The sequence below is a fragment of the Psychrobacter sp. 1176_08 genome, from assembly GCF_052850615.1.
Map to the genome: position 1 here is coordinate 1 of NZ_VXCU01000004.1, position 19908 is coordinate 19908.

The 19908-nt window shown below is 42.8% G+C and carries 18 protein-coding genes; 12 read left to right on the plus strand and 6 right to left on the minus strand.

Annotated elements, in window-relative coordinates; genetic code table 11:
• Positions 1-280: FAD-linked oxidase C-terminal domain-containing protein (locus FW759_RS06015; RefSeq protein WP_446442442.1), on the plus strand; the 280-nt coding region annotated here is incomplete at its 5' end.
• A 115-nt stretch (positions 281-395) separates the two neighbouring features.
• Here the strand turns inward: FW759_RS06015 and FW759_RS06020 are convergent.
• Positions 396-1025: a BLUF domain-containing protein gene (locus FW759_RS06020; RefSeq protein ID WP_353670962.1), complete on the minus strand. Its 630-nt coding sequence runs from the start codon at positions 1023-1025 to the stop codon at positions 396-398.
• A 551-nt stretch (positions 1026-1576) separates the two neighbouring features.
• Here FW759_RS06020 and FW759_RS06025 point away from each other — a divergent pair.
• The 5 genes from FW759_RS06025 to FW759_RS06045 all read left to right on the plus strand — a co-directional run bounded on the left by FW759_RS06025 (position 1577) and on the right by FW759_RS06045 (position 8925).
• A complete protein-coding gene (locus tag FW759_RS06025; RefSeq protein ID WP_131393466.1) occupies positions 1577-3214 on the plus strand; it encodes a nitrilase-related carbon-nitrogen hydrolase in 1638 nt (545 codons plus the stop codon).
• A gap of 101 nt (positions 3215-3315) precedes the next feature.
• On the plus strand, positions 3316-3867 hold the full coding sequence (locus FW759_RS06030) for a protein disulfide oxidoreductase (RefSeq protein ID WP_446442443.1): 552 nt from the start codon (positions 3316-3318) through the stop codon (positions 3865-3867).
• A gap of 754 nt (positions 3868-4621) precedes the next feature.
• Positions 4622-7474: an isoleucine--tRNA ligase gene (ileS, locus tag FW759_RS06035; RefSeq protein ID WP_446442444.1), complete on the plus strand. Its 2853-nt coding sequence runs from the start codon at positions 4622-4624 to the stop codon at positions 7472-7474.
• On the plus strand, positions 7467-8093 hold the full coding sequence (lspA, locus tag FW759_RS06040; protein WP_446442445.1) for a signal peptidase II: 627 nt from the start codon (positions 7467-7469) through the stop codon (positions 8091-8093). The genes ileS and lspA overlap by 8 nt, the downstream gene beginning before the upstream one ends.
• Before the next feature lie 220 nt (positions 8094-8313).
• Positions 8314-8925 carry an O-acetyl-ADP-ribose deacetylase gene (locus FW759_RS06045; RefSeq protein WP_446442446.1) on the plus strand — a complete coding sequence of 204 codons (612 nt, stop codon included), beginning with the start codon at positions 8314-8316 and terminating at the stop codon, positions 8923-8925.
• A 167-nt stretch (positions 8926-9092) separates the two neighbouring features.
• On the opposite strand, the gene FW759_RS06050 is transcribed toward FW759_RS06045, so the two are convergent.
• Positions 9093-9752: a DUF1294 domain-containing protein gene (locus tag FW759_RS06050; RefSeq protein ID WP_446442447.1), complete on the minus strand. Its 660-nt coding sequence runs from the start codon at positions 9750-9752 to the stop codon at positions 9093-9095.
• 143 nt (positions 9753-9895) lie between these two features.
• Positions 9896-10213: a hypothetical protein gene (locus FW759_RS06055; RefSeq protein ID WP_095569530.1), complete on the minus strand. Its 318-nt coding sequence runs from the start codon at positions 10211-10213 to the stop codon at positions 9896-9898.
• 287 nt (positions 10214-10500) lie between these two features.
• On the opposite strand from FW759_RS06055, the gene FW759_RS06060 reads away from it, so the two are divergent.
• Positions 10501-10998 carry an FKBP-type peptidyl-prolyl cis-trans isomerase gene (locus FW759_RS06060; RefSeq protein WP_062843840.1) on the plus strand — a complete coding sequence of 166 codons (498 nt, stop codon included), beginning with the start codon at positions 10501-10503 and terminating at the stop codon, positions 10996-10998.
• A 51-nt stretch (positions 10999-11049) separates the two neighbouring features.
• Complete coding sequence (locus tag FW759_RS06065) at positions 11050-12090, plus strand: aldo/keto reductase (protein WP_446442448.1); 1041 nt, start codon at positions 11050-11052, stop codon at positions 12088-12090.
• A 248-nt stretch (positions 12091-12338) separates the two neighbouring features.
• Here the strand turns inward: FW759_RS06065 and FW759_RS06070 are convergent, their stop codons facing one another.
• Positions 12339-13139, minus strand: coding sequence for a lysophospholipid acyltransferase family protein (locus tag FW759_RS06070; protein ID WP_062843838.1), 801 nt, complete (start codon positions 13137-13139; stop codon positions 12339-12341).
• A 439-nt stretch (positions 13140-13578) separates the two neighbouring features.
• On the opposite strand from FW759_RS06070, the gene hflX reads away from it, so the two are divergent.
• The 4 genes from hflX to FW759_RS06090 all read left to right on the plus strand — a co-directional run bounded on the left by hflX (position 13579) and on the right by FW759_RS06090 (position 17657).
• Positions 13579-15045 carry a ribosome rescue GTPase HflX gene (gene hflX, locus FW759_RS06075; protein WP_095569075.1) on the plus strand — a complete coding sequence of 489 codons (1467 nt, stop codon included), beginning with the start codon at positions 13579-13581 and terminating at the stop codon, positions 15043-15045.
• A gap of 308 nt (positions 15046-15353) precedes the next feature.
• Positions 15354-15788 carry a CidA/LrgA family protein gene (locus tag FW759_RS06080; RefSeq protein ID WP_446442449.1) on the plus strand — a complete coding sequence of 145 codons (435 nt, stop codon included), beginning with the start codon at positions 15354-15356 and terminating at the stop codon, positions 15786-15788.
• 16 nt (positions 15789-15804) lie between these two features.
• Positions 15805-16494, plus strand: coding sequence for an LrgB family protein (locus FW759_RS06085; protein WP_446442450.1), 690 nt, complete (start codon positions 15805-15807; stop codon positions 16492-16494).
• A gap of 350 nt (positions 16495-16844) precedes the next feature.
• Entirely contained in the window at positions 16845-17657 is an 813-nt protein-coding gene (locus FW759_RS06090; protein ID WP_446442451.1) for a lytic transglycosylase domain-containing protein, read from the plus strand.
• Positions 17658-17908: 251 nt separating this feature from the next.
• On the opposite strand, the gene tsf is transcribed toward FW759_RS06090, so the two are convergent.
• Positions 17909-18790 (minus strand): translation elongation factor Ts, encoded by an 882-nt coding sequence (gene tsf / locus FW759_RS06095; RefSeq protein ID WP_062843833.1) that lies wholly within the window; start codon positions 18788-18790, stop codon positions 17909-17911.
• Between the two features lie 203 nt (positions 18791-18993).
• A complete protein-coding gene (gene rpsB / locus FW759_RS06100) occupies positions 18994-19782 on the minus strand; it encodes a 30S ribosomal protein S2 (RefSeq protein ID WP_062843832.1) in 789 nt (262 codons plus the stop codon).
• Positions 19783-19908: the final 126 nt, after the last annotated feature.

The following is a 19908-nucleotide window of genomic DNA, read 5'->3' on the forward strand; positions in this document are numbered from 1 at the left end:
CGGTCATATTGGCGATGGTAATTTGCATCTGAATATCTTGAAGCCTGAGAACATGAGTAAAGATGATTTCTTTGCCGAGTGCCAGATCGTCAATAAGCATGTGTTTGAGACGGTACAAAAATATGGCGGTTCGGTGTCGGCTGAGCATGGGGTGGGTATGACCAAAAAGCCGTATCTGCACTATAGCCGCAGTGAGGCTGAGATGAGCTACTTGCGTGATATCAAAAAAGTCTTTGACCCAAACAATATTATGAATCGTGGGAAGATTTTTGATATGTAATTGGCAGTAGGATTAGATTGAGATAAAAAAAGACGCTATACCGACAGGCTAGCGTCTTTTTTGTGCATTATATAAAGTATCAATTTATGAATAAAAAGGAGAACACCTTATTATTTTACAAATACAGTAGTACCAACCCTGCCACGAGTAACAAACTTAAAAACCCTTGCACAATCAAAAAAGCTTGATGCGGTGCTGCAATATGACGAAACATATTACCCAGCGCATTATAGGTAATACCTGCCGCCTGAATATGAGGTGGATTGTCAAAGGTTTTGATAATTTGTAAGAAACGCTCTGTACGCTCAGGTGACCAATCATGCGGGAAAAATGGTAAATAGGGTGACAACTGCGCGGCTTGTTTCTTTGTCGCAGGTGACCACAACCAACGCTCTAAGAACAGCAAACGCATACGCCAGTCAGTAAAGCTGCGGTGATCTATAGTTTGTAATAGTAACGTCTCAACATTTTTATGACGATTATCGGCAAAAATACGTTGTTTTAATGCAAATACGTGAGCTTTCTCCCCTTCAATACATTGCAAAAATTGACCATTGCCATAACATAAGATACCAGTAATACCGTGCTGCTGATTATAATCACGCGCATGACGTTCTACCTCTTCAAATATAGACGTGTTCAAACGTGAGCCTAGGGTCAAACTGCTGACATAAACCAATTGAATCAGCGTTGAGTCTTGTACTTCATCACCCATGTTGCTTCTATTTTTGTAATTCGTGGGCATAATAAACCATCCTAAAAAACCATCTTATAACGGCGAAATGAAACAAACCAAACAAAGTAAAACGATGCCCAAAAGGAACATAGGATACTGACTCACAAAAACGTAGCAAATAGTTACCACGTTAGACTTTTATTGATGAGGTAGCTTGTTATGATAGCGAGCAGAACGAAACGTATTTGGGGTAAAGGTACTAAGAAATGCTATTCAACAGAGTTATCAGGTCAGATTGAAAGAGTATTTAGCCAACTCGCCATAGACATTAAATATCTATCAACTCTGGTCGGTAAAGATAGTCACCTTTTAATCAGTTTGACTAAAATATCTGTTAAACCAGCGACAATTACAATAAAATTTATGCACTAAATGAGATAGAATATCATTATAACGTATTGTAAATGCAGCAATAAATCATTGTAACGATAATACTCTGTCAATGAAATATATTTATTGCATCTGTTACACAAAGACTTGTTATTTTGAATCTTATACCCCCTTAAATGACTCCTTTTTCAATATTGTTATAACCCGTAAAATGCAAAAACAGGAAAATTATGAGTAAAATAGAAAAGTTAGATGACTTTCATCTTACGATTGCTGAAATTAAGAAAAAAGACTATCCGCAATTAAAAGCGCTGATGGATCGCGTTTATGTCAACTTGGGTGGGGCTTGGTCAAAAACCACCATTCACACCTTAATTGATGCCTTCCCTGAAGGTCAGATTGCGTTATTTGACCACGATCAATTGATCGGCATTGTCTTATCCATGCGCGTTGATTATGCTAAGTTTTCAAACCCGCATACCTATGATGATTTGATTGGTCAAAAAGAGATTATCAGAGACAACCCAGAAGGCGATGCTATTTACGGCTTGGACGCGTTGATTGATCCTGAATATCGTGGTTATCGCTTAGGTCGCAGGCTGTATGATGCCCGTAAAGAGCTGTGCCGTCAGCTAAACTTCCGTGCTATTTTGGCTGGTGGACGTATTCCCAATTATCACAATCACCAGGATCTGACGCCTGGCGAATATATTGATGCTGTTGCGTCACGTGAAATTCATGACCCTGCGCTCTCTTTTCAGTTATCGAACGGCTTTATCGTCAAGCGTATTTTGACCGCTTATCTGCCAGATGATGCGCAGTCCAAAGGTTTTGCCACCTTACTTGAATGGGCAAATATTTATTACGAGCCAAAAGACTATAAACCAAACACGCGTAAGTCTGAAGTACGTATCGGCGGTATCCAATGGCAGATGCGTGAGGTTGAGTCTCCTGAAGAGCTGCTGCAGCAGGTTGAGTTTTTCGTTGATGTGATGGCAGATTACAACTCAGACTTTGCGTGCTTGCCAGAGTTCTTTAATGCGCCATTGATGGGTCTATGTGAGTCAACGGATCAAAATGTCGCGATTCGCTTTTTGGCCGGTTATACCGAATGGTTCAAAAACGAAGTCTCTCACTTGGCGGTCAGTTATAACGTCAACGTTATCGTAGGCTCGATGCCATTACTCGATGAAGACGACACGCTGTATAACGTCAGCTATCTGTGTCGCCGCGATGGTACGGTGGAAGAGCAGCGCAAAATTCATATTACCCCTCATGAGCGTAGCGCTTGGGTGATTGAGGGTGGCGATGAGGTTAAAGTATTCGATACGGATGCTGGTCGCATTGGTATCTTGGTCTGTTATGATGTTGAGTTTCCAGAGCTTGCTCGCTTACTCGCGCTTGACGATATGGACATTTTATTCGTGCCTTTTTGGACAGACACTAAAAACGGCTACTTGCGTGTGCGCCACTGTGCTCAAGCACGAGCGATTGAGAACGAATGCTATGTCATGATTTGCGGCTCAGTCGGTAACTTACCGCAAGTTGAGAGCTTAGACATTCAATACGCTCAGTCTTCTATATTTTCACCATCAGACTTTGCATTCCCTCATGATGCGATTATGGCAGAAACCACGGCGAACACTGAGATGATCTTCTTCTCAGATGTGAATTTAGACAAACTCACTCACGTCCGTAACGAAGGTTCAGTACACAATCTAATCGACCGCCGTGATGACTTGTTTAGCCTAAAATGGAAACGAAAGTCAAAAATATCAGCGAGCAAGTTAAGTGATGAAGAACGTCGTGAAAACTCAGGTAGCGTCTTATTAGGCGATCCGTTACAAGACCGTGCACAAAAACCTTAATCGGTTAAGATAAGAGAACCCTCTCACTTGATAATACGGCTGATCATTCAGCCGTTTATTTTTATCTACTCAAAAACCTAAGAGTGAAAAAAGCAGCCACTATGACGACTGATATCGGCAAAAAAAAGAACACGCTCAAAAAGACACCAAAACAGAAAGCGTGGTCTGTATTAAAAACCGTCCTGCTATACGGTCTGATATTTGCTGTGGTATATACTGCCATTAATTGGTGGCGTCAGCCGGTCATGCCTGCCAACCCACAATTACAACTGACAGATTACCAAGGGCAAATGGTTGATTTGGCAGCGCTTAGTGACGAGAAACCTACTCTAGTATATTTTTGGGGTACATGGTGTCCTGTTTGCCGGGTTACTTCTCCCACAATAGACAAATTGGCGGCCCAAAATAATTATCCTATTGTCACTGTTGCTATCGAATCAGGGTCTGATCAAGAGCTACGTCGTTATCTTACTGAACACAACTATAACTTTACGACTGTGAATGACAAAGAAGGTCGTATCTTTGCCGATTGGCAAGGACAGGTTACACCCTCTTATGTCATCCTAAATGAAGGTGAGATGAGTCAAGGTTTGACTGGTGTACAGCCACTTTGGTCGTTGAAATTACGGTTATGGTTGTCCTCTATTTTCTAAAATTTGACTAACACTTTATCCTATATTTAATATACTTTAATAGCCAATACACTTGAAACGTGCGCTACAGATAGTTTAAAAGATAATCAGTATTTAAGATAAATCACTGCATTCGTTTTGGATAAAGTCATGGTGTTGCGGGCCAGCTCTTTTTACCCTATCCTTTTTGTCATATAATAGCTGCCGTTATCTTTTTTACTTATCTCTATGAGGTTGATTTACTTTAACAAACCCTTATGCGGTTAGAAGCAGCTTTGCAAAGTGCGGAAAGTAAGAAGCATAAAATCAGTGATAAAAAATTATGTCCGGTAAATGCTATTTAGGTTGGGATTTTTATCATCTTAAACACATCAGAACGGTATTTTATGACTGATAAACGTATTTTAGGTTGCATTCGCCTTGTGAGCATTTATTATTGACCTGACTGTATCTTAAGGGCGATAACATCTGTCACCAGCCACCGCTTGTTGTCAGCGTATACTGAAATCATGACGTGGATAATGATATGCTATTGATATAAATTATTTTAACATCTGACTTGTAGGCAGTATCCGACTTGCAAACAGGATTCGATGCTGTAAGACATAAATGTAGACAGCCTTACGTTGTTTTTAACATACCATCGCTTTTAGCGCACTATTGCTTTTAAAGCACTTTAGCACCATAAATAAGAGCACCACGATTGAGCATTTGAACTTATTTCAATATTGAACCCATCTTTTCACCCACTTCTACCTTTTAAAAAGACACCTTTATGACTGATAAAAGTACTGATACACCAAGCCACGATTATAAAGACACCTTGAACCTTGCCGATACACCATTTGCGATGCGTGCAAACCTTGCCAAGCGCGAGCCTGATTGGTTGGCTGCTTGGGAAGCGGATGACGTGTACGGCAAAATTCGTCAGGCACGCGCGGGTGCGCCCAAGTATGTTTTGCACGATGGCCCTCCATACGCCAACGGTCAAATTCACCTAGGTCACGCGGTCAATAAAGTACTCAAAGACATTATCGTAAAGTCAAAAACGCTGTCAGGTTTTGACGCGCCATATGTCCCTGGTTGGGACTGTCATGGTCTACCCATCGAACAAAAAGTCGAAGCCAAAGTGGGCAAAGTTGGTCAAAAAGTCTCAGCAACTGAGTTTCGCGGTCTTTGCCGTGAATACGCCAGCACGCAGATTGAATTGCAAAAAGCGGATTTTAAGCGTTTGGGCGTGTTTGGTGATTGGGACAATCCTTATCTTACGATGAACTTCCATCAAGAAGCCAACATCGTACGTGCGCTTGCCAAAATCCATGAAAACGGTCACGTGACTCGTGGCATGAAGCCGGTCAATTGGTGCTTGGACTGTAGTTCTGCCTTGGCAGAAGCCGAGGTTGAATACCAAGATAAGGTCTCTGACGCCATCTATGTCAGCTTTGATGTGCTTGACACCGATAAAGTGCCAGCTTTGGCTGAGCTGGACAATATTGCCGCGGTTATTTGGACAACCACGCCTTGGACCTTGCCTGCCAACCAAGCCATCTCAGTACATCCAGAGCACGATTATAGTGTGGTCGCTACCGAAAAAGGCAACTTGTTATTAGCGACTGATTTGGTTGAAACGGCACTGACTGAGCTTAAATTAGAAAACAAAGGTGTCCTTACGACCGTATCAGGCCGTGAGCTTGAAGATCTGCGCGCCCAGCATCCACTCATTACAGAGCGTCAAGTGCCGCTTATCTTGGGTGAGCATGTGACAACGGATAGTGGTACAGGTCTGGTACATACCGCACCTGGTCATGGTCTCGACGATTATATTGTGGGTCTAAAATACAACTTACCCGTGGAAAATCCAGTGAGTGGTACGGGCGTTTATTTAGACAGCGCGGCGGTATTTGCGGGCGAGCATATCTATAAAGCCAACCCAAAAATCATCGCCGCCTTACATGAGAATGGTCATTTGATCAGCCATACCAAGATTGAACACAGCTATCCGCATTGCTGGCGTCATAAGTCGCCGATTATCTTCCGCGCCACGCCGCAGTGGTTTATCAGTATGGAAGCCAAAGGTTTACGTGAGCGCGCGCTTGCTGATATCCCAAAAGTTAACTGGACGCCAGCGTGGGGTCAAAACCGCATTGAAGCGATGATGAATGGTCGCCCTGACTGGTGTATCTCACGCCAGCGCACGTGGGGCGTGCCCATCACTTTCTTTACCCATAAAGAAACAGGCGAGCTACATCCAAACACGCTTGAGCTGATGGAAACTGCTGCACAAAAAATTAATGAAGGCGGTGTTGAAGCTTGGTTTGATGCTAGCTGTGAAGACTTCTTGGGCAGTGAGGCGGCTGATTATGATAAAGCCACTGATACGCTAGATGTATGGTTTGATTCAGGTACGACGCACTTTGCTGTGCTTGAGCAGCGTGAAGAGCTCACCAATCCTGCTGACTTGTATTTAGAAGGCTCAGATCAGCACCGTGGTTGGTTCCAGACCTCTTTATTGACGTCAGAAGCCATGTACGGTCGTCCACCGTTTAAGCAAGTATTGACTCATGGTTTTACTATTGATGCCAATGGTCGCAAACTATCTAAGTCTCTCGGTAATACAAAAGGCTTTGAGCCGCAAGATGTCTTTAATACTCTCGGTGCTGACTTATTACGACTGTGGGTAGCCTCTGTTGACTATCGCTATGAGATGGCGGCGAGTAAAGCCTCATTCAAAGGTGCAACCGACCAGTATCGCCGCATTCGTAATACGCTACGCTTCTTACTTGCCAATACCGATGACTTTGATCCAGCGACCAACAGTGTTGATGTCAATGAGCTTGTGAGCTTGGATAAGTTTATCCTTGAGCGCGCGCAAACCGTGCAAGCACAGATCATGAGCGCTTATGATGCGATGGACTTCCACCAAGTCACTCAGCATGTGACAGCGTTTTGTTCGCAGGATTTGGGCAGCTTCTATTTAGATATCATCAAAGACCGTCAGTACACCACGCAGAGAGATGGTCAGCCGCGCCGCTCTGCGCAAACGGCTATTTATCACATCGCCCATGCCTTAATCCGCTGGATCACACCAATCTTGTCGTTCACCGCGCAAGAAGCATGGGAAGTATTGCATGGCGCTGACAGCTACGTGTTCACTGAAGAGTGGTACACCTTCCCTGAGTTCGCGCTTAGCGATATCAGTGCTGATGATTGGCAACGAATCATGCTGGCCAAAGACATGGTCAATAAAAACATCGAAACGGCACGTGGCGAAAAAATCATTAATGCCAACTTGTCTGCCGATGTCAGTTTGTATGCTGATGGTGCGATGCAAGAAAGCTTAGCCAAGCTGGGTGAAGAGCTTCGTTTTGTCCTTATTACCAGTAAAGCCACTCTAAAGCCAATGAGTGATGCGCCTACTGATTCTGCCAAACAGGCAAATGAGCAAACGGACAGCGAAACAGAAGCATTGGTAGACTTGGTGGTGAATGTTAGCGCGGCGACTGGTACTAAATGTGTGCGCTGTTGGCATATCCGTGATGACATCGGTACAGATAGCGCACATCCTGAGATTTGCAGTCGCTGTGTGACCAATGTCAGTGGTGATGGTGAGGTGCGCCACTATGCCTAATTCATCAGAGAACAACCTACCGCCTGTCGATGTCGATAATTCGCCCAAACCTGCCCATGCAACAACGGGCAGCTCAACCACGCCAAGAAGCCGCTTGACCAAAACGCCAAAAATGATTGCTAATGGCAGTCGCGCGTTTATGTGGTATTTGTTGGCACTGGTGGTCGTAATTATCGACCAATGGACGAAGTGGCTGGCTGAAACCAACCTGACCTTTCATGAGCCAGTACCTGTCATTGAGCCTTTTCTCAACTGGACGCTCGCTTACAATTATGGCGCAGCCTTTAGCTTTCTGGCAGATGCTGGCGGTTGGCAAAAGTGGTTTTTTTCAGGCTTAGCGCTTGTCATGGCGTTTTTTTTGATAGTTTATCTCATCAAAGCGCCTCGAAAAGCCACGCTGCTCTCTGTCGGATTGGCGATGGTACTTGGCGGTGCGGTTGGTAACTTGATTGATCGTTTGCTACATGGTCATGTGATTGATTTTATCCATGTACATAATGCGGACGTTTGGCATTATCCAATCTTTAACATCGCCGATATGGGTATTAGCATTGGCGTGGCATTGATCGTCATTGATATGCTGTTTTTGGAAAAAAAGCGTGAAATGCCGCAGTTATAAGCAAATAACGTTTATATATACAAAAGGTGGGTTACGTATTCGTAACCCACCTTTTTTTAGCGGTTCATTTTGATGATGCAAGACAATGGATTTTATTATTCAAATAACAGTCTTTAAAAAACACAACTTATTATACTCATACGATATACAAGCAAATGACAGCGACTAAATTAGAATATATAGGAAAAAACTGGAAGACATCAGAAAAAGGACGTTTTATATGACACATAATCACCCCACCCCTATTTTCCAGAAGCAAATTAATACGCTTGATGATGCTAATCATGAGCACCTTGAGCCTATCGTTACTTTAACCGTATTAAAAGCAGATATTACCACCCTAGATGTCGATGCCATCGTCAATGCGGCCAATTCAAGTTTGCTGGGCGGCGGCGGCGTGGACGGCGCCATTCATCGCGCTGCGGGCCCTGAGCTGATCGAGTATTGTCGCACGTTGAATGGCTGTGAGACTGGCGATGCCAAAATAAGTCCAGCGTTTAACTTGCCTTGTCAGTATGTGATTCATACGGTCGGCCCTATCTGGTATGGTGGCAATAATAACGAAGCAGCTTTGCTTGCCAGCTGTTATCAAAAATCTTTAGCATTAGCGACTGAGCAAGGGTTTGCCAGTATTGCTTTTCCGTCGATTAGTACAGGCGTCTATGGTTATCCATTAAAACAAGCGACTGAGATAGCAATTGATACTGTGAGGGCATTTGTATTAAGCAATCTTAAACAAGCGCATACGTTCTCAATTCGTGAGGTAATATTTTGCTGCTTTTCGGACAAAGATGCTGCCGTTTATAAACAAGTATTAGAGCAGAAGCAATAAGTAGATTTTTAGAATTGAACCACTAAAAAATAAGTGCAGGGCGACTGATATAAATTTTATGTAGCCTTTGTCTGCGTAGGTACAGCAAGTAAGGAAAATTTATACCAGTAGCACGTCGTCATCAATGTAACGATGTCATATCGAACGTATTATATAATCGGTAATGTCTACAATAGGCCTTTTAAAAACTCTAAGCCGCCATCCGACAATACAAACAAAAATCCTGACATATTGATAACAACGGTCAAATAATAGGTCAATCGAAACTCCGGTTTTTGTGACTTATGACGTAAGTAAGTCTGCGCCACCATTGCTCCAACCCAGCCGCCAAGCGCACTCATTAAATGCAGTGTAGACTCAGGTGTGCGCCAGTCACCATTTTGAGCCGCTGCCTTGTCTTTGGCATACATTACATAGGTAATAACGCCCAACGCTGCGTACCAAGCCACCACCAGCCAGCTTATTTTATGAGTGGCCACCAATAAGATTAAGACCGCATAGAATCCAGCGCTGAGTAACAAGCGCTTTTTTTGTCCCGCTTCAAAATCTGCTTGCGCGCTACGTTTGGCATTACGCTGACGTATTTGCTGGTTTTTTTGTGCCATTTTTTGCTGTACAAATTGCAACTCTTGCACGTCTTTTGCCTGCAGGCGACCTTGATTATCTCGTCCAACAGTAAACACGACCTGTTCACCCACCTCAGGACGACGGCGCGCTTTAAACTCATTGATATGAAAAAAAACGGACTCACCGTGCTCAGTATCAATAAACCCAAAACCTTTATCATCTTGCCACTTTTTGATGTGACCTTGCTGCTTATTTGCCATATCTACCTGCTTTTTTATTATTAGTCGTTACTATGGATAGTATAGCTTGTTAATCAACTCATAAAAAAAGCTAAGAGTAAACCCTCAGCTTGTTTAGATCGGGCATGAAAGTATTTTAAATACTTATCATTAAAACAAAGACATTAACGACACTTTTTTTGTTCATATAGATTGGTCAAATTAGCACGGCGTTCTTTTGCAGCGTCAATAGCTTCTTCTGTATTAGAGTAAGTACCAATCAATGCTGGCCAAAATAATACTGCCGCGGCTACATTCTTGCCCGTAATTTTACGCTCAGCACGCGCATCTTTTTCAAATTGTTCAGCTTCTTCAATTTCACTAAGAATTTGTGTACATGACAAGTTAACATCGCTTACTTTTTTAGTCTGTACGACATGAGGAGTCGCACAACCTTGTGCTAATAATGCAAATACACCGATTACTAAAATAGCTTTTTTCATGGTCATCTCAAAGTTGTTTAAATTGAACCTTATACAATAAAGTTCGCTGCGTTAACGAATAAAAAACATTTATATACAAAATAGAAACATAAGTCAACTTAAATTTACTTTCATCAGTAATCAGTGAGGTTTTATTTCAGTAATTAAGTGGCTAATATATATGTTTCATACTCTCTCCATGATATAGCGGCATGTAACATACTGACTATGCTAGACTATTTATCTGCTATAAAAAACAGTTTCTAGTTCTAACCTATTTAACATAATTCACAAAAGAAATGATAACTATGACCGATTCGCAATTTATTAATCCCAATGAAGACACACGTATCACTTACGGTAGTCTTGTGAAGCTGCATTTTGAGGTCTCGCTAGAAAATGGTACGGTGATTGACTCAACCTTTAGCCGCGACACTCCTGTCAGCTTAACGATTGGTGATGAGAGCTTACTACCAGGCTTTGAACAGGTTTTGATGAATCTACGTGCTGGTGACACACGAACGGCCCATCTTGAGCCAGAGCAAGCATTTGGCGAATGGAATCCTGATAATATCCAGCATTTTAGCCGTCCTCAATTTGCGCTGGTCGCTGACAATCCTGAAATCGGTATGATGGTAGAGTTTGAAGACAAAGGCAAAAACACCTTGCCTGGTACGATTAGCGCCATCGATGACGACGAAATCGAAGTCGATTTTAATCATCCTCTCGCTGGACAAGACGTGCTGTTTAAAGTAAAAGTCTTTAAAGTGACGCCCCCTGGTGTTACAGGTATAAAGTTAATGTAACCATCCAAACACCTAATAAACTATAAAAACGAATGCTAAAAGGATACTTGTATGCAATATACAACATTGCCCCAAATCGATGAAAAAGTTTCTAAAATTTGTCTTGGCACCATGACATGGGGTCAACAAAACACAGAGTCTGACGCCCATACACAAATGGATATGGCACTTAGTGAAGGCGTGAATTTTTGGGATACGGCTGAGATGTATCCCTCACCACCGGACAAGGACAAGCAGGGTGATACCGAGCGTTTCATGGGTACATGGTTTAATAAAACCAAACAGCGTGACAAAGTCGTTCTTGCCAGCAAAATATCACCGATGGACTTTTTGCGTGATGGGCAAACGCGCTTTAATGCCGAACACATCAGTAGCGCTATTGATGGCAATTTGGAACGTTTGCAAACTGACTATATTGATATTTATCAGCTGCATTGGCCTGAACGCCAAGCCAACTTTTTTAGTCAACGTGGTTATACTGAAGAAATGGCGGCCCAATCGCTAGACGACTTAACGCCTTTTTTAGAAACCATACAGGCGTTAAATGATGAAATTAAAAAAGGTCGTATTCGTGCTTATGGATTGTCAAATGACACTGCTTGGGGTCTGATGCGCTATCTTTGGGAAGCAGACAAAAACGGCCTTATCGCCCCACTTACCGTTCAAAACCCTTACAGCTTGCTGAACCGTTTATACGAAGTTGGCATGGCTGAAATAGCCCACCGCGAAAACGTTGGGCTGCTTGCTTATTCCCCGCTTGGGTTTGGCGTTTTATCTGGTAAATACCTTGGCGGTAAACGTCCCGCTGGTGCACGTCTTACCATGTACGATCGCTTTGCCCGTTATACCAACGAACAAGCCGTAGCAGCCACTGAGCAGTATGCTAAGATTGCGGCAGATGCTGGTTTGAATATGGCGCAAATGGCATTGGCCTTCGTTAATTCACGCCACTTTGTGACCAGCAATATCATTGGTGCGACGACGACGGAACAGCTCAAATCCAACATCGACAGCGTCAATGTCACCTTGACGCCAGACGTGTTAGATGCGATTGAAGCTGTACATGCTCAGCATCCTAACCCGTCTCCTTAGAACATTGTCTTCAGGCTTCTGTAAGTTGGTTTTAATCCACTTATGATTGGTTCATAATGAAATCAATGCGTGCATAGTCATGTGCGACTGGTATCAACTTTCTTTGCTTGCCGCTAAAAAGAGGCTACAAAAAACTCATTCCAGCCGCACTAGATCACGTATAAAGTCACAAGAAAAAGGCGCAAACCGCGAGTATTATCACTGCGAGTTGCGCCTTTTTTGTGTTTATTTTTGAATAAAAAAAGACTCTACACGTTCGACTCTGTTGTTAGCACCCGAGAATGCAACTCCGACAATCCTTCTTGCATACGTGCTTGCAGCAAATTGGTCAATTGGCTTTTATTTAGACCTTTGGGATCTATTGGCTCAAGTGGTAACACATAAGCGGTGACGTCTTTACTATCCAGCACCTTTTTCAGACTCTGCTTCATGGTCAGCTTGCCATAATAAGGTAACGCATCACTCAACGTGCCGTCTTTATTGACATACGCAATCACAAGCGGACGCACAGGCACATCAGCATCGATGGCGGCTTGTAGCAAAGTACCATGAATACGTTTGACCTTTTTACCATCGGTCGTGGTTGCTTCTGGAAAGAAAATGACCGAAAACCCTTCGGTTAGAAAGCTGGCAATTTGCGTGGCAACCGAGCCTGCATCTCCGGAACCGCGCTCAATAAACACTGTGCCCGCCGCATGCGCCAACTTCCCAAATATAGGCCAGTCACCGATCTCAGCTTTGGATAAAAAGAAAGCTGGGCTAAGCGTACCCACTACTGGTATATCCATCCATGACACATGATTAGATACCCATAAGCCATGAAGCTGTTGTACGGGCTCAACGGCAACAACCTCTACCCCAAAAGAGCCGGCCATTTTGCGACAAAAGGTTTGGATGTAGCGTGGTAGCGTTTCGCGTGGTGGCTGTTTAAAAGCCCCAATGCGTTGGGCGGCGCGTAGTCCACCAGCGATCGTCGTGGTCATACCAGCGATTTGTTTGCCGCGACCCAATTGCTGTTTGAGTGAAAAGCCTGACTTAGATTGACTCATCTGTGCCCCTCGTGGTTAAAAAACTTGTGATTATATATCTAAAACGAGCGCCATGAGTATAACAAAATTCGCTCAATCAGTGATGATTTGTGCACTGAATTATAAACTGCTTTTGTGAATATTGCTTCTGTGAATAAAAAAGGCCACCTCTTTCTTCCAACGCTTATTGTTGATAAAAACGCCAATAAGATAATCAACCTCTCCAATGACAAAGCATTCACTTATCAACTCTGTAACATAAAATCATCACTAATTGTCTCAATACGCTTTAATGTCAATCAATAAGACCACATATAAACAGCTATCTGAACGCTGCGTTACTATTTTGATGCATTGATTACAGGCTTAATAGAATGAAAAATCTCATTCTTTTGAATGCTGTATTATCAGGCACTAGTATTGTGGCGATTTATTTACTTTATTGAATAGGTGATACTCTTTGGATTATTTTGAAAGACATGAAGGTGGCGAACGCGCCATCATCGTACATTTAGACATTCGTCAGATTCAAGATCCTGATGACTTGAGTGAGTTTGAGTTATTGGCAGATTCGGCAGGCGCAGATCGTTTGGCGCTGGTTACAGGCTCACGTCAAAGACCTGATGCCAAATACTTTGTGGGTAGCGGTAAAGCAGAAGAGATAGCAGAATTGGTTCGCGAGCATGATGCTGATATCGTCCTTTTCAATCATAGCTTATCGCCTTCTCAAGAGCGTAATATTGAAGCGCTGGTCAAATGCCGCGTGCTTGACCGTACCGGTTTAATTTTAGATATCTTTGCTCAGCGTGCCCGTACTTACGAAGGTAAGCTACAGGTAGAACTTGCTCAGCTCAATCATTTATCGACACGTTTGGTACGTGGTTGGACCCATTTGGAGCGTCAAAAAGGTGGTATTGGCTTACGTGGACCGGGTGAGACTCAGCTTGAGACGGATCGCCGCTTACTACAGACTCGCGTCAATCAGTTAAAAAGCAAGTTAGAAAAGGTACGTCAAACACGTGCCCAAGGCCGGGCGCGCCGCCAAAAATCTGATGTACCGACCATTTCGCTCGTGGGTTATACCAATGCGGGCAAATCGACTCTATTCAATCGTTTGGTTGATGAAAACATTTATGCAGCCGACAAGCTATTTGCCACGTTGGATCCGACATTACGCCGTTTAGATTGGCAGGGTGTTGGACGGGTCGTTTTGGTAGACACTGTTGGTTTTGTTCGTCACCTGCCACATGAGTTGGTCGAATCATTTCATGCCACGCTAGAAGAGACGTTAGAGGCGGACTTGCTGCTACACGTGATTGATTCGTCTAGTGAAGACATGCATGAACAAATTCAAGCAGTAAAAGACGTATTGGCTGAAATTGATAACGATGTACCAGTACTCAATGTTTATAACAAAATTGATTTGACCGATGAACCTGCGCATATTGGTTATGCGAGTGAAGGTAAACCCAACCGCGTTTATGTGTCTTCTAGAGAAAATCTCGGTATGGAAGGTCTAACACTTGCCGTTCAGCAGCTGCTGACCGGTAAGTTGACTACCTTCGATTTGACCTTACCTTATAGTGCGGGTCACTTCAAAAACACTTTGTATGAGCTGGGCGTTATCTTGGAGGAGAGCTACGATGATAATGGTCATGAGTGCTTGACCATTCGTTTGCCAAGCGAGCGCTTACGACAGCTGCTTGGGCAAGCCGACTTAGATCCTTTAGAGGTATTGCCACTAGCGCAAGCAACCTTGCTGATGCCAGTCCTTGAAGAGTTCGAAAAATCTGATGATGAAGAAGAGCAGACGTTAACGGAAGCAGAAGAACAGGCCTTTGATGAATTTAATTCGCTAAATACCACTACTGCCAACTCAGACGACACTGGCACAAAAGCAGCACCTATTACTGATTCTCAGATTTAAGTAATGATATACTAAGCAATGCCTATTATTTGAAATAGCTGTCGCAGTCACACCTAGACGATATCATTTGATATCGTCTTTTTTGTTTTGCCGTTTTTTATCTGATATGTCGCTTTTAGTTTTCATATCTTTTTAAGATAATAGAGGACGCTGCTTTTTTATAGACTTTATTAGTCTATCTGCTCTCTATATAATCGTTCGTAGGTGGCTTAATAAAGCTTAATTTATTAAATGCATTTTTTAGAGCAAGAGCGTTTCTTTTGAATCGAATACCTGCACTATCTATATTTGACTTGGCCAGAATCTTTATGAAGTCTACTCCCTCATCCAGTTTACCTTTATGGCTAGCTGTCATAATCACACTGGCAATAGTCATATTCGTTCGTGAGTCGGCAGTGATTATTTGTCAGTGGGCAGGTATCGAAAAAGCGGCCAATATTGTTGGCTTGATCGCGATGTTTATCATTTTAATCACATGGCGATTGCTCAAAGGCCTACCTAGCTGGTTGACGCATGCCAGTAATACCTTGCTTGTCGATAGTGGCTTTGCTTTCTTGCCAGTTTCTGCTGGAGCAGGACTGTTGCTGTTTGCCTTAGGAGATGAGCTATGGGGCGTGATACTCACGATGATTATCAGTACGTTGATTCCACTTTGGGGACTGGCCATACTTGCCAATCGTTGGTTAAATCATAAAAACGATAGTGATAGCACCACCATCGATCAGCAGAAGGGACAGCTGTGAGCTGCGGGGAGATGTCATGATTACTGATAACGTGTTGCTAACTACGCTTGCCGCCATATTACTGACCTTAGCGGCTCATGTGATTGCTCGAGTATTGGCACGCAAGCTGTCATGGTTGCCGATGGTCATTACCGCCCTTGTCTTGGTGCTTGTATTCTTGTTTTTATTGCAATGGGATTATAATCATTATTATAGTGCTGCCAAGCCTGTATTTGATCACCTATTAGGATACGTCACCGTACTACTAGCAGTCCCCTTAGCAGCGATGAACTTTAAAGGATTACCGATCAAAAAGCTTACGCTGATCGTTGTCCTTGCAAGTGCTATTGGTGCTTTATTACCGATGTCATTGGCATACCTTATGTCATTAAGTCACGACACCATATTGGCCTTTGCTACTCGTTCAGTGACCACGCCTATTGGTTTGAGTGTGGCAGATTTGATTCGAGCGCCATTGCCAATGGCAAACTTGATCATTATTGTCTCAGGGCTACTTGGTGGTACTTTAGCGCGTTTCTTATTTCGTGGTATCGACGATGATCGAGCCAAAGGGTTGGCGCTTGGATTGGCAGCCCATGCGTTTGGTACGGTAGAAGCGTGGCAAATCAGCCATACCGCTGGGCGTTATGCTGCTTTTGGACTGGCGGTAAATGGCTTGGTTACTGCGGTTTGGGTTCCTATTTTCATTGGGACGCTCAGTGGTTAAGTAAATGGATATGTTAGATTCACATATTTCTATTTTTTAAGTTTATTCGTTTATTGACATATCTAATCTCAATATCATGTTGATTTGTTTATAGTTATTTAGCAGATAATATTAATATTTCGTGCTTATTTTGACAATCAAATGTGTTGAAAAGTTATTATATGTTATAGTAAGCCACTATTATTTTTTGTATCTATCGCAAGTGGTTTTTAGTTAGACGTGATTTTTGTTAGGTGGCTATATGCCTTATAGCTGCAAAATCCTACAAACATAATGACCGCTTAAATGCGCAAAAAAACACGCCTATAAGCAAAGAGATTTGCTATTACTCTATAAAAAGTGATGACCCTATGATAAATATTGCAACCTTAGTTAATCGCTGCTTACCTCCTGCCCTACTCACCACTCTTCTTCTATTTGGTTTTTCTATTGCTGCCCAAGCAGGCAATATGTATATTTATAAAGACAAAGGTGGGCAAGTTCTCCTTACTAACGTCAATCCAAGTGGTAATTTTGATAAATTTACGAAAAAAGTAAAAGTCACTTACTACAAAGACTCTAAGATGTATGACGGCAGTAATAGCAGCAATAATTATGGTAGCAGTGCTGCCAGTAATAGCAGTAGCCGTAACGCGTATGACAGTTATATCCGTGCGTCTGCTGAACGAAATGGTGTGGATCCCGCACTCATGAAAGCCATGATGCACACAGAGTCGGCATTTAATCCGAATGCACGTTCGCCTGTCGGGGCGCAAGGACTTATGCAATTGATGCCTGCCACCGCTCGTCGTTTTAATGTGAGCAATCCTTGGAACCCAGCTGACAATATAGAAGGCTCTGCTAAGTACATCGCATGGCTCATGCGCCGCTTCAATAATAATGTCGAACACGCTGTGGCTGGCTATAATGCTGGTGAAGGCAACGTCGATAAATACGGTGGTATCCCTCCTTTTAAAGAGACTCGTAATTATGTCCAACGAGTGATGAGTCGCTACCATAGCTTGTACAAAAATGATGCTGGGCTTTCTGGTGGCGGCATGAGTGCCAACAATCAGACAACCAATAGAACAATGAGTGACGGCTTACAAAATGTTAGCTACGGAACCAGTAGTAATATCAATAGTGCCAGTTATACCAATTCAGCTTATGCTGCACTACGTTAAACTCAGCTTCAACTCCTGAACACAAAACTCAAAATCCGAACACAAAACTCAAAATCCGAACACAAAACTCAAAATCCGAACACAAAACTCAAAATCCGAACACAAAAAAGCCCGTTAATGAATTAACGGGCTTTTTATTTATTTTACTTAGCAACTTTATCTTGTAGATATAACCTGAAAGATAAAGTCAAACCGTGAATGTCAAATAACTGGTATTCAACATTCATGGTCATTTTTAGTAAAATTAAGACTTACTTGTTAGCAGCCTGAGTAGCAGCAACTTCAGCAGCGAAGTCTTCTTGCTTTTTCTCGATGCCTTCACCAACTTCTAGACGTTTGAAACCAAGTACTTTTACGCCTTCAGCTTTTAGGACATCACCAACTTTTTTCTCGTTGTCCATGACGTACGGCTGACGTAGAAGAGTCACTTCTTCTAGGTATTTACGTAGACCACCTTCGATCATTTTTTCAACGATGTTGTCAGGCTTACCAGACTCTCTTGCTTTTGCTTCGATGATGTCTTTTTCGCGTGCTAATAGGTCAGCTGCAACGTCTTCGTCAGCAACCGCAACAGGATTGAACGCAGCGATATGCATCGCAAGGTTCTTACCAGTGTCAGCGTCGCCACCTTCATAAGAAACGACCACACCGATACGTAGACCGTGACGGTATGAAGCAATGTTATTACCCTCTAGGGTTTCAACACGGCGAATCTGAATGTTCTCACCGATTTTTTGTACCAATGATACACGTGCTTCTTCAACCGTTTGACCATCGCCATAAGGCAATTCAGAGATAGCAGCAACATCAGTGACGTTGTTTTCCAATGCAAGATTGGCCACTTTTTCTGCGAATGCAGTAAAGCTATCATCTTTTGCAACGAAGTCAGTTTGGCAGTTAACTTCTAACAAGAATGCTTTGTTATCGCCTTGTGCGATGATGATAGCGCCATCAGCTGCGATGTTACCCGCTTTTTTAGCTGCTTTTGCTTGACCAGATTTACGTAGGTTATCAATGGCTACTTCAACATCACCATTTGACTCTTCTAACGCTTTTTTACATTCCATCATGCCAAGACCAGTACGGTCACGCAATTCTTTTACCATTTTGGCAGATACTTTTACTTCTGACATAAGAGTTACCTCAGTATTGTTATGTATGGGAGTGCTTAACTTATACTTAATATATTTGCTGTCTATCAATAAGAAGGCATGACGAGTAGAACTACATCATGCCTATTATAAGCTTACTTATACGCTGTTAATAACCTGTTATGAATAGTGAAAAATAAATCATCAAACTATCCTGACAAAGTTAAACCCTTTGGGTCAGCTATTTATTCTGCTGGAGTTGCAGCTTCTTCAGTGTCAACTGATGCTTCTTCAGTAGCAGGCTCTTGCTCAGCTTTACCGCCAGCTTGAGTTTGTGCATATTCTTTACCAGCAATGATTGCATCAGCCATAGAAGTTACATATAGAGATACAGCACGGATTGCATCGTCGTTAGCTGGAATGATGTAATCAACATTGTCTGGGCTCGAGTTTGTATCAACGATACCGATAACTGGGATACCCAAGTTCTTAGCTTCTTTGATAGCGATCGCTTCGTGATCTACGTCTACAACGAAGATAGCGTCAGGTAGGCCGCCCATGTCTTTGATACCGCCCAATGAACGCTCAAGTTTTTCCATGTCACGAGTACGCTCTAATGCTTCACGCTTAGTCAGCTTAGCAAAAGTACCGTCTTCTGATTGCTTTTCAAGTTCTTTTAGACGGTTGATTGACTGGCGTAGTGTTTTCCAGTTAGTCAACATACCACCTAACCAGCGATGGTCAACGTATGGCATGCCAGCACGAGTCGCTTGCTCACGAACGATACCACTTGCAGCGCGCTTAGTACCAACGAACAATACTTTGTTTTTCTTAGCAGCTAAGCCATTTACGTAAGTCAATGCTTCGTTAAATGCTTTTACAGTGTGCTCTAGGTTGATGATGTGAATCTTGTTACGGGCACCAAAAATATATGGACCCATTTTTGGATTCCAAAAACGTGTTTGGTGACCAAAGTGAGCGCCAGCTTGTAGTAGGTCGCGCATTTCGATTTTGGTTGGATTCTTTGTAGCCATGTTAAAATGTCCTATTGATTGGGTTATGCCTCCACATCACAAAAACTGCCTATCTAGCGACACGCATCTGCTAATAGTGAGTGCTCGTTGAGACCACACTACCCTGTTGCAAATTAATCAAGTCGC